This is a genomic window from Nitratidesulfovibrio oxamicus (assembly GCF_015731765.1).
GTDB lineage: Bacteria > Desulfobacterota > Desulfovibrionia > Desulfovibrionales > Desulfovibrionaceae > Cupidesulfovibrio > Cupidesulfovibrio oxamicus.
On the sequence record NZ_VRYY01000783.1, the window covers coordinates 1 to 11,097 of the forward strand.

Below are 11,097 nucleotides of genomic sequence, written 5' to 3' on the forward strand. Positions count from 1 at the left end.
AAGGTCCTGGGTTTCGGGCCGGACGGCCTGCTGTACGTGCCCGTGGGCGCGCCGTGCAACGCCTGCCGCACCGGGCCGCGCCACGGGGTCATCCTGCGCATGCGGCCCGACGGCACCGGCGAAGAAATGTTCGCGCGCGGGGTGCGCAACACCGTGGGGTTCGACTGGCATCCGGAAACCCGCGAGCTGTGGTTCACCGACAACGGGCGCGACTGGCTGGGCGACGACCTGCCACCCGACGAACTGAACCACGCCCCCGTGGCGGGGCTGGACTTCGGCTTTCCGTACTGCCACGGCGGCACCATTGCCGATCCGGAGTACGGCGACCTTGGCGCCTGCGCCGCCGCCACGCCCCCGGCCCGCAACCTGGGGCCGCACGTGGCCTCGCTGGGGATGGTCTTCTACACCGGGCGGCAGTTCCCCGCCGAGTATCGCGGGCAGGTGTTCATCGCGGAGCACGGCTCATGGAACCGCTCCGCGCGCATCGGCTACCGGGTGAGCCTGGTGCGGCTGGAAGGGGGGCGCGCCGTGTCCTACGCCCCCTTTGCCGAGGGCTGGCTGCGCGGCGGAGCCCCCTGGGGCAGGCCCGCCGCCCTGCTGATGCTTCCGGACGGCTCGCTGCTGGTGGCTGACGACTATGCCGGGGCCATCTACCGCATCCGCTACGCCGGGCGGTAAGGGCGCTTGGGACGAGGAAAGGCCTGCCCGCCACCGGGTGGCCGGGGGGGCTGCCGGACCCGCCACTGCCGGGCCACTCGCGAGGTTGCCATTTTTGCCACGCGCGCTACTATCCGATTGTCACAACATTCACCGCAACGGCCAGAGGTCTTTCATGGCAACCCTGCCCACATCCCCCTGCATGCCTGGGCGCGTGTTTGGCCGCATGGTTGGCCGTGCGTCCGGCACCGCTCCGGAATCGTCCCTCGGCCCATGCCACGGAGCCGGGGAAACCGGACGCCTTGCGCATCGGGCTCGACTGGTGCTGGTCTGCGCGCTGGCTCTGGCCCTTGTGCTGGCACCGGGTTGTGTCGTGCGCTCGCGCGGCCAGTACGACGTGAGCGTGGGCAAGACCTCCCGTCCCTGACCTTGCAGCCCATCGCCCAGCCCCCTTTCCTACGCCACCCCTGCACCCGCCGGACCCACCATGACCCAACCCGCCCAACCCGGCCAACCCGCCCAATCCCCTCAACCGGGGCAATCCGGCCAGTCCGGTCGAACCGGCGAACACGCCGCGTCGCCAGCCAGCGTGCCCACGGGCCAACCCGCACCCCCTTCCCTCCAGCCTGCCCCAATGGACTTTCAGGCCGTTGCCCCGGCACCACCGGTTGACCACGACGAACCGACCTGCCCGCCGCCGCCCGCCCCCATCATCATCAACGAAGCGCAACTGGTGCTGGCGGAAAAGCGCACCTCGCTGGCCGCGCTGCGCACGGGCATTGCCATCGTGGCGTTGCCCATGTCGCTGACCACCTTTCTCATCGCCACCTCTCGCTACTACGACACCGAAGACGTGCTGCACTTCCTGCTGCCGGTGGGCGCGCTGAACCTTGCCCTGCTGGTGCTGGGCACGTGGCTTTCGTTGCGGGCCGTGCGCCGCCTGCGCCAGCAGGAACAGACCCTGCGCCTGCTGAAGGAACGCAACGGCGCGCTGGCCGAATTCCTGAAGTAACCGCGCGCCTCGCTCCCCTGTCCGCCCCGGCCCGTTCGGCACCCGCCGCGCGGGCCTTGCTGCGCTTGGCCAAGGGCACGCGGGCATTGTCATGGCAGGCGTTGGCGCGCCCCCGTGCAGGAGGACGGGCCATGCCGTCGGCAATGCCGGGCATGTGCCTGCCCCTTCACCTTTCACCAAGCCGCTCACGCAAAAATAACGCCAAAAAAACAACTTCAATTTCAAAAAGATACGAGAAAACGGCAAGAAAAATGAAAAAAACGCCCGGCCAACCCTAAAGTGTCTTTTATAGCCGCCGATACGACCAGCGAGTGGGGAGGGGAGAATCTACGGCCAACCGGAGGTGATTTCCGCGCCACAGGCGCAAGGCCGCGTCCCCCGATCTGGCAAGGGAAGTCGTGACGACACATTCAAGGAGGAATGGTCATGTCACTGGTTATCAATCACAACTTGATGGCGATGAACGCCACCAACAACCTGAGCCTGTCGTACGGCAAGCTCGCCACTTCGGTGCGTCGGCTTTCATCGGGCCTGCGCGTGGGCACCGCTGCCGACGACGCCGCCGGTCTCGCCATCCGCGAATTGATGCGTGCCGACATCGCGTCGCTCAATCAGGGCGCGCGCAACGCCAACGACGCCATCTCGCTGATCCAGACCGCCGACGGCGCCCTTGGCGTCATCGACGAAAAGCTGATCCGCATGAAGGAACTGGCCGAACAGGCTGCCACCGGCACCTACACCTCGGACCAGCGCCTGATCATCGATTCGGAATACCAGGCCATGGCCTCGGAAATCACCCGAATCGCCAATTCCACCGACTTCAACGGCGTGCACCTGCTGAACGGGCACCTTTCCGGTGCTCACGACGGCTCGGGCATCGAAGCCTCCGGCAAGCTCAAGGTGCACTTCGGTTCGGCCAACGACTGCGCGGAAGATTACTACTACATCAAGATCGGCAACGCGACCGCGTCCGCCCTTGGCGTGGGTGCCCAGGCCGCCGACGGCAAGGGCAAGTCCATCTCCACCCAGTCTGCGGCGCAGGCGGCCCTGGAAGGCCTGACCAACGCCATCATCTCCAAGGACAAGATCCGCGCCTCGCTCGGCGCCCTCCAGAACCGTCTGGAAAACACCATCAGCAACCTGCAGATCCAGGCCGAAAACCTTCAGGCCGCCGAATCACGCATATCGGACGTGGACGTGTCGATGGAAATGACCGAATTTGTGCGCCAGCAGATTCTGTCCCAGTCGGCAGTGGCCATGCTTTCACAGGCCAACTCGCTGCCCCGTCTCGCGTTGAACCTGTTGGGCACGTAGCACGCAGGGGAAAGACAAGGACACCGTCAATCCCGACAAGACTTCCAGACCACGCCGGGGCCGCGGGCACACACCCAAGGGAAACGGCCAGCCTCTCCACTCACAAGCGCCAGCAAAAGGGGCCTCCGCAAGGAGGCCCCTCTTTTGTCGCGCATGCTGCGTGAAATGTGGGAGGTGTTCGCGCGGGGCTTCCCGACTTCCGCATCCGCCCCTTATTCCCCTTATTCCCTTTATTCCATGGTCGAGGTGGAGCGCAGCACCTCCACCACCGTGGGCAGCTTGCGCAGCTTGTCCAGCGCCCGGTACAGGTGCGCCACGTCGCGCACCTCCACGGTAAAGTCCACTTCCGACTTGCCGTCCACCATGGAGCGCATGTTGCCGGAGTCGATATTGACGTTCTCTTCGGCCAGCAGCGCGGTAATCTGGGCCAGCACGCCCTTTTCGTTGCGGCACACCAGGTGGATGCGCGCCGGGTAGGGCTTGTCCTCCTGCCCGTCCCAGAACACCGAGATGAGCCGTTCCGGCTCCATGGTCTGCACGTTGGCACAGTCGGACGTATGCACCGTCACCCCGCGCCCCCGGCTGATGAAGCCGATGATGGGGTCGCCCGGCAGCGGGTTGCAGCAACGGGCGAAGCGCACCAGGATGTCGTCCACCCCCTTGATGCTCACGCTGTCCGCCCTGCGGTTGGCCTCGCGCGTGGCGGCGCTGGCGGCGCTGGCCTCGGCTGCCTTGGCGGCTTCTTCCGCCGCGGCCTCCTCGTCCTTGGGCAGCAGGCGCTTCAGCACCTTCTTGGGGGTGTAGCGGGCGTAGCCCACGTTGGACAGCAGGTCCTCCACGCTGCCCAACGAAAGCTCCTTGATCACGGGCAGCAGGTCACCGTCTCGCAGGGCCTTGGCGATGTTGATGCCCATGCGCCGCCCTTCCTTTTCCAGCATCTCGCGCCCCAGCGTGATGGACCGTTCGCGCTCCTCGGTGCGGATGTAGTGCTGGATGCGGCTGCGGGCCTTGGCCGTCTTGACGAACTTCAGCCAGTCGCGGCTGGGGCGGCGGCTGTTGTCGGTGATGACCTCTATGGTGTCGCCGCTTTTCAGGGCGGTGCCAAGAGGCACCAGTTTGCCGTTGACCTTGGCCCCGGCACAGTGGTTGCCCACCTCTGTATGGATCAGATAGGCGAAATCTATGGGGGTTGCCCCTTCGGGCAGTTCCTTCACGTCACCGCGCGGGGTGAACACGTACACCTCGTCCTTGAACAGGTCGAGGCGCAGCGACTGCATGAACTCCTTGGAGTCGGTCTCCATCTTCTGACGGTCCAGGATCTCGTGCAGCCAGGTGAACTGCTCGAGGTCGCGCGGGTTCACCCGCCCGCCTTCCTTGTACAGCCAGTGCGAGGCCACGCCGTGTTCCGCCAGGCGGTGCATTTCCTCCGTGCGGATCTGGATTTCCATGCGCTCGCCTTCCGGCCCGATGACCGTGGTGTGCAGGCTGCGGTACCCGTTGGCCTTGGGCATGGAAATGTAGTCCTTGAACCGCCCGTGCACCGGCTTCCACTGGGCGTGCATCAGGCCGAGCACGGCGTAGCAGTCGCGCAGGTCATCCACGATCACCCGGAAGGCGATGATGTCGTGCATGTCGTCCAGCGTCAGGTCCTGCTGCACCATCTTCTTGTAAATGCTGTACTTGTGCTTGATGCGCCCGCGCACCTCGCCCTTGATCTCGTTCTTCTCCAGTATCTCGCGGATGCGGGTGATGACCCGCTCGATGTAGTGGCTTTCCACCACCTGGTTGGTGTCCAGCCATTCGTCGATCTGGGCGTAGACGTCGGGCTTCAGGTAGCGGAAGCTCAGGTCCTCGAGCTCCAGCTTGATGCGGTGCAGCCCCAGCCGGTTGGCAAGCGGGGCGTAGATGTCCATGGTTTCCTGGGCGATCAGCTTCTGCTTGTGCGACTTCTGGAAACCCAGGGTGCGCATGTTGTGCAGGCGGTCGGCCAGCTTGACGATGAGCACCCGGATGTCGTGCGCCATGGCCAGGATCATCTTGCGGATGTTCTCTGCCTGGGCCTCTTCCTTGCTCTCGAAGGTCATCTGGCTGATCTTGGTGACGCCATCCACCACGTCGGCCACTTCCTCGCCGAACAGGGTGTCGATGTCCTCGATGCTCACGGTGGTGTCTTCCACCGTGTCGTGGAGCAGCCCGGCGGCTATGGCAGCCTCGTCAAAGCGCATTTCGGCCAGCGAATAGGCCACCGTCAGCGGGTGCGACAGGTACGGCTCGCCCGAAAGGCGCGTCTGTCCGGCGTGCGCGGCGGCCGCGTACACATAGGCCTTCTGTATGAGGGCAAGGTCGGCGTTCTTGTTGACCGACGCCACCTTGTCGAGAACATCCTGGATGCGGATCATGCGGTTCTGGCCCGTGTGCGTCGGCCAGGACGGGCAGCGCCATGGCCGGAGTTGGCTGTGTGGTCCCCGCCGGTCACTGCCGCGAAATCGCGCGCACCCGGCGGCGGGGCCGGGTGCGGTGGAGGAAGTTGAATATACTCTACGGGCTGTTTCCGGAAAAGGCTCCGGAATCAAGCTATTGCTGCTGCATGCGGTACCGCTGCTGCTCCTTCGGGGTCCACCAGCGGGTGAAATTGTGGGTCAGCCCTGCCGGAGCGGGTTCCAGCCCCTGGAAACGGGAACTGACGATGGGAAGCGAATACGGCGTGTACAGGAAGCAGTAAGGCTGGTCGCGGTGCAGGATTTCCTGGAACCGGTCGTACAGCTTCTTGCGCTCGGCCTGGTCGAAGGTGGAGCGGGCGCGTTCCAGCAGGTCGTCCACCTCCGGGTTCTTGTAGCCCACGAAGTTCAGCCCGCCGGGCACCGCCTTGGACGAATGCCACACGTCGTACAGGTCGGGGTCTTGCAGGATGTTCCAGCCCAGCAGCACGGCGTCGAAGCGCCCCTTGTCCACGAATTCCTTGATGAAGGCCGCCCACTCCACCGTGCGTATCTTCACGTCGATGCCCACGGACTTGAGCTGGCTCTGGATAATGGTGGCGGCCTTGATGCGCTGGTCGTTGCCCTGGTTTGTCAGGATGGTGAACGCGAAGGGCGCGCCGTCCTTGTCCAGAAGGCCGTCGCCGTTGGTGTCGGCCCAGCCTGCCTGGGCCAGCAGTTCCCTGGCCTTGGCAGGATCATACGGGTAATCATCAATTTTGTCATTGTATACCCAGGTGCCCGGCTTGTACGGACCCACGGTAGGCATGCCCTGCCCCAGCAGCACCCCGGCCACCAGCGCCTTGCGGTCGATGGCGCAGGTAAGCGCCTGGCGCACCTTCACATCCTTGAACATGGGCAACGCAAGGTTGTAGCCAAGATAACTGTAGCCGAAGGACAGGTACTGGAACTTGCGCCAGGCCATGTCCCATTCGGCCCCGTTGGTCTGGTGCAGGTACTGCTGCGGGCTCAGGCTCATCATGTCCAGGCGCTGGGCCTTCAGTTCCAGGAACATGGTGGAAAGGTCGGGGATGACCCGGTAGACTACCTCGTCGATGTACGGACGGCCCAGGAAATAGCCGGGGCTGGCCTCAAGCGTCAGGCGGGTGCCCGCCTCCCATTCCTTCAGCCGGTAAGGCCCGGCGCCCACGGGCTTGCGCGAGAAGGGCGTGCTCATCAGGTCCTGCCCTTCCAGCAGGTGCTTCGGCATGATCCCGTGCATCCAGGTGATCAGCGAACGGGCAAAGGGCTTGGCGTAGCGCACCTCGAACGACAGCGGCCCCGTCTTGCGGAATTCCTTGATGGCCAGGTAGTCCTCTGCGTAGGGGGTGGGGGTCTTGGGGTCCACCATCAGCTTGTAGGTGAACTCCACGTCGTCGGCGGTCAGGGGCTTGCCGTCCTCCCAGCGGATGTCGTCGCGCAGGGTGAAGCGCAGCAGGGTGCCGTTTTCCAGCACTTCGTACGAGGCGGCGGCCCACTTCTCGATGTTCAGGTCCTTGTCGTAGCGCAGCGCGGCCACGAATATCTGGTCGCTGACCTCGTGCGACGAGGCGTCGGACGCGATGAAGGGCAGCAGGTTGGACGGTTCGCCAATGGTGCCGAGGATGATACGGTCACCGGTGACCGGTTCTCCGGGCGCTGGCGCGGCGACCTGCCCTCCCCGGACCGGGGTGGAGTTGCCCCCGGCGGCGGTGGCGTTTACGCCCGTGGTGCCGTTCCTGCCCCCGTCCCCGTCCTTGCCGCCCCGGGGGGCGGAGTCGCCGCAGGCGGCCAGCAGCAGGCACAGCAGAAGCATCAGAAGGTACAGGCCTGGGCGCGCGGCGCGCGGCACGGGCGGAACGGTGCGGTTCATGCGATTGCCTCCGGCTATTGCCTATTCCCGTGGATGGGGTATGATTTCACGATAGCATGGGCGCATTCCCGCGCGTGGCGCGCCGGACCCTGCCCGAGCGCGTTGGATAACATTGTCCCGCGCCGTGAGCAAACGCCCCTGCTATTGATAATGGCGCAATTTTGGACTAAACTAGTCAATTGCGCTTCGTACGGGGGGTCAAATTCGAAGCGCGCCCCGCCCGCACCGGCATGCGCGCCTCCCCTCCGGTTGCGACTCCAGAGGAGCACACGAACATATGGAACTGAACGAGGAGCAATCCGTCCGTTCGCTCCTGCAGGACTTCGTCCATGATTCCATCCCGGAATACATCCTGGACGGATCGCAGGACATCCTCGCCGAAGGCGGCGTCCAGAAATTGAGCCTGAAGAAGGCCGACGGCTATTGGGAAGTTGAAGGAAGCATCCAGGGGGAAGACTTCCAGATATATTCGCCCAAGCTGTCCATCAGCCTTGGCGAAGGCACCACCGCCTACCATTGCAATTGCCCGGACTCGTTTTCCGGCGTGTGCAGACACGTGGGGGCCACCGCCCTCAAGATGCTGTCGTCGCTGGAAACGCGCTCCGGCGGCGAGGAACCCGCCCGGCCCAAGACCGAATGGCGGCAGAATTTCCGTGCCTTCTTTTCCACCGCCATAGAGCCGGAGGCGGGCCAGCACTACCTGATCTTCCGCTTTCACCCCGAACCGGGGCGTCTGCTGGTTTCGCTGTTCCGGGGCCGCCAGAACAAGTCGGGCCTGTCCACGGTGCACAATGAAATCACGCTGGAACAGATCCTGCGCAACCCCGACTGGTGCGAACTTTCGCCCCAGCTGGCGCAGGTTGCGCAGCAGATCGGCCAGATCGTGGACTACTACGGGCACCGCATAGAGGTGCCGGACGGCCTGCTGACCTGGTTCCTGTGGGCCATCCGCAACGAATACTACCTGTTCTGGGGCGACACCGACCAGCCCTGCCGCATCGAGCGCACCTCCATGCGCCTGAAGCTGAAGCCGCAACTCACCGACGACGGGCTGTCGTTCGACGTGATGCTGCACCGCGAGGGCAAGCAGCCGTTCTCCATCATCGGCAGCGAGGTGACCTTTCACGGCCAGATGCCGCTGTGGGTGTGCTGGAACAAGGGTTTCTACCCCGTGCACACCAGCCTGAACTCGCAACTGGTGCAGGACCTTGTGCGCCAGCCCCCGATGATCCCGCAGGAAGACATTTCCGAGTTCCTCGACCGGGTGTGGACCAAGCTGCCCACCAGCGACCTGTACGGGCAGGAAGAGTTCCTGAAGCACATGGAACCCATCTTCCAGCCGGCCACGTACAACCCCAAGCTGTTCCTGGACGAGGAAGGCAGCCTGCTGACGCTGGAAATCCAGAACATCTACGAGACGGTGCACGGCGAATTCTACCTGCCCGGCCCCAACCCCGACTTCCAGACCGGCAGCTACACCATCGACGGCCACACCTGCCTCATCCGCCGCCACCAGGAAGAAGAGGCATCGCTTACCGCACTGCTGGCCGAAATGCGCTTTCAGCCGCGCAGCAACCGCATGTGGTTCCTGGAACCGGAAGAGGCCATCAACTTCCTGCTCGACGCCTATCCCAAGCTGGTGGAACTGTACCGCGTGTACGGCGAAAAGGCCCTGTCGCGCTACAAGGTGCGCCTGTCGCAGCCCGTCATCACGGCCAAGGTGGAAACGAGCGAGGAAGACAAGTGGTTCTCCCTCGACATCACCGTGGAATACGACGGCCAGAAGGTGCCCATCGACAAGATCTGGAAGGCGTGGGCCCAGGGCAAGCGTTACGTGCAGCTGAAGGACGGCTCGTACACCAGCCTGCCCGAAGCCTGGCTGAAGCGCATCGCCCACAAGTTGCAGGCCCTTGGGCTGGACCCGGAAAAGCCCCCGCAGAAGCAGTTCCAGCAGTTCGAGGCCCCGGTGCTGGACAGCCTGCTGGACGACCTGCCCGACGCCCAGACCGACCCGTTCTGGAACAGCCTGCGCGACAAGATCCGCAACTTCCGCGAGATACGGCCCATCGATCCGCCCAGGGGGCTTACGGCGTCACTGCGCGGCTACCAGCAGCAGGGGCTGTCGTACCTCAACTTCCTGCGTGAATACGGCTTCGGCGGCATCCTTGCCGACGAAATGGGCCTCGGCAAGACCATCCAGACCCTGTCGTTCATCCAGCACATGGTGGAGCGCGGGGCGGTGGGACCCAACCTGATCGTGGTGCCCACCTCGGTGCTGCCCAACTGGGACCGTGAAGCCCAGAAATTCGTGCCCGAGCTGCGCCGCCTGATCATCTACGGCACCCGGCGCGAGGGCATGTTCCGCCGCATCGACGAATCGGACCTGGTGGTCACCACCTACGCCCTGTTGCGGCGCGACCTTGAAGAGTTGCAGGAGCACGAGTTCAACTCGATCATCCTGGACGAAGCGCAGAACATCAAGAACCCCAATACCATCACGGCGCGTTCCGTGCGGCGCATCAACGCCCGCATGCGACTGTGCCTGTCGGGCACGCCCATCGAGAACAACCTGTTCGAGCTGTGGTCGCTGTTCGAGTTCCTGATGCCGGGCTTCCTGGGATCGCAGCACGCCTTCCAGCGGGGCATCATCAAGCCCATCAAGGACGGCGACAGCGAAACCCTGGACTACCTGCGCACTCGCGTGCGCCCGTTCATCCTGCGGCGCACCAAGTCCGAGGTGGCGAAAGACCTGCCCCCCAAGATCGAGAACACCTACTACTGCGCCCTGGCCGAAGAGCAGGCGGAACTGTACACCGCCCTTGCCCGCAAGCTGAAGGAACAGGTGATGGCCGACGTGGACGAGAAGGGCATCGCCAAGAGCCAGATGTCCATCCTGGACGCGCTGCTCAAGCTGCGCCAGATCTGCTGCCACCCGCGCCTGCTGAAACTGGACATGCCGGGGCTGACCACCAACCTGCCCTCCGGCAAGTTCGACGCCTTCAAGGACATGATCACCGACATCGTGGAGGAAGGCCACAAGGTGCTGGTGTTCTCGCAGTTCGTGCAGATGCTGCACATCATCCGCTCGTGGCTGCAGATCAACGCCATTCCCTTCTGCTACCTGGACGGCACCAGCAAGGACCGCTTCGAGCAGGTGGACCGCTTCAACAACACGCCCGAGATTCCCATCTTCCTCATTTCACTGAAGGCGGGCGGCACGGGCCTTAACCTGACCTCGGCCGACTACGTCATCCACTACGACCCGTGGTGGAACCCCGCCGTGGAAAGCCAGGCCACCGACCGCACGCACCGCATCGGCCAGACCCGCCAGGTGTTCAGCTACAAGCTGATCTGCGAAAACACGGTGGAAGAAAAGATCCTGAAGCTGCAGGACATGAAGCGCGGCGTGGCCGAAGCCATCATCCCCGGCCAGGAAGCCTGGAAATCGCTGACGCGCGAGGACCTGGAGATGCTGTTCGACGTGTAGCGGACCTGGTCCCCCTGCCCGTTTCGTTCCCGGTCCGGGCTCCGGCCGCCCCCGACATCCGCCCGGGCACCATCACGCTCCGCAATCCGCACGACAACGGAACGGCGCGCCTCCCACGGGAAGCGCGCCGTTTTTCATCGCCCTGAAAGGACGAAGGCGGGGGGGCATGTCCTATGCCCCCCGCGCCTTCGCGGTCGGCCCGCCACCCTTGGGGGGACCCGCCATGTCGGGGATGGAGGCGGGGTGGCGACGGGCCGCCATGCAGCGTGGGCGTTGCCGCGCGTCCGGGCACGGCGGG

7 protein-coding genes are annotated in these 11,097 nt (G+C 64.5%); 5 read left to right on the forward strand and 2 right to left on the reverse strand.

Features of this window, described 5'->3' with window-relative positions; all coding sequences use genetic code 11:
- The 4 genes from FVW20_RS18480 to FVW20_RS18495 all read left to right on the forward strand — a co-directional run.
- Window positions 1–678 (forward strand): PQQ-dependent sugar dehydrogenase (locus tag FVW20_RS18480; RefSeq protein WP_196610719.1); only part of this gene is annotated, 678 nt, incomplete at its 5' end.
- 154 nt (window positions 679–832) lie between these two features.
- Window positions 833–1,084, forward strand: coding sequence for a hypothetical protein (locus FVW20_RS18485; RefSeq protein WP_196610720.1), 252 nt, complete (start codon window positions 833–835; stop codon window positions 1,082–1,084).
- Window positions 1,085–1,144: 60 nt separating this feature from the next.
- A complete protein-coding gene (locus tag FVW20_RS18490) occupies window positions 1,145–1,669 on the forward strand; it encodes a YidH family protein (RefSeq protein ID WP_231039258.1) in 525 nt (174 codons plus the stop codon).
- A gap of 426 nt (window positions 1,670–2,095) precedes the next feature.
- Window positions 2,096–2,983 carry a flagellin N-terminal helical domain-containing protein gene (locus FVW20_RS18495; RefSeq protein ID WP_035065360.1) on the forward strand — a complete coding sequence of 296 codons (888 nt, stop codon included), beginning with the start codon at window positions 2,096–2,098 and terminating at the stop codon, window positions 2,981–2,983.
- Window positions 2,984–3,213: 230 nt separating this feature from the next.
- Here FVW20_RS18495 and FVW20_RS18500 read toward each other — a convergent pair whose 3' ends face one another.
- Window positions 3,214–5,382, reverse strand: a complete 2,169-nt coding sequence (locus FVW20_RS18500; RefSeq protein WP_196610721.1) for a RelA/SpoT family protein — start codon at window positions 5,380–5,382, stop codon at window positions 3,214–3,216.
- Between the two features lie 175 nt (window positions 5,383–5,557).
- On the reverse strand, window positions 5,558–7,312 hold the full coding sequence (locus FVW20_RS18505; RefSeq protein WP_196610722.1) for a peptide-binding protein: 1,755 nt from the start codon (window positions 7,310–7,312) through the stop codon (window positions 5,558–5,560).
- Between the two features lie 277 nt (window positions 7,313–7,589).
- On the opposite strand from FVW20_RS18505, the gene FVW20_RS18510 reads away from it, so the two are divergent.
- Entirely contained in the window at window positions 7,590–10,799 is a 3,210-nt protein-coding gene (locus FVW20_RS18510; RefSeq protein WP_196610723.1) for a DEAD/DEAH box helicase, read from the forward strand.
- The last annotated feature ends 298 nt before the right edge of the window (window positions 10,800–11,097 follow it).

Coding starts and splice junctions, on each gene's coding strand:
- FVW20_RS18500 (WP_196610721.1), bottom strand. CDS start 5,382: ATGATCCGCATCCAGGATGTTCTCGACAAGGTGGCGTCGGTCAACAAG.
- FVW20_RS18510 (WP_196610723.1), top strand. CDS start 7,590: ATGGAACTGAACGAGGAGCAATCCGTCCGTTCGCTCCTGCAGGACTTC.
- FVW20_RS18495 (WP_035065360.1), top strand. CDS start 2,096: ATGTCACTGGTTATCAATCACAACTTGATGGCGATGAACGCCACCAAC.
- FVW20_RS18490 (WP_231039258.1), top strand. CDS start 1,145: ATGACCCAACCCGCCCAACCCGGCCAACCCGCCCAATCCCCTCAACCG.
- FVW20_RS18485 (WP_196610720.1), top strand. CDS start 833: ATGGCAACCCTGCCCACATCCCCCTGCATGCCTGGGCGCGTGTTTGGC.
- FVW20_RS18505 (WP_196610722.1), bottom strand. CDS start 7,312: ATGAACCGCACCGTTCCGCCCGTGCCGCGCGCCGCGCGCCCAGGCCTG.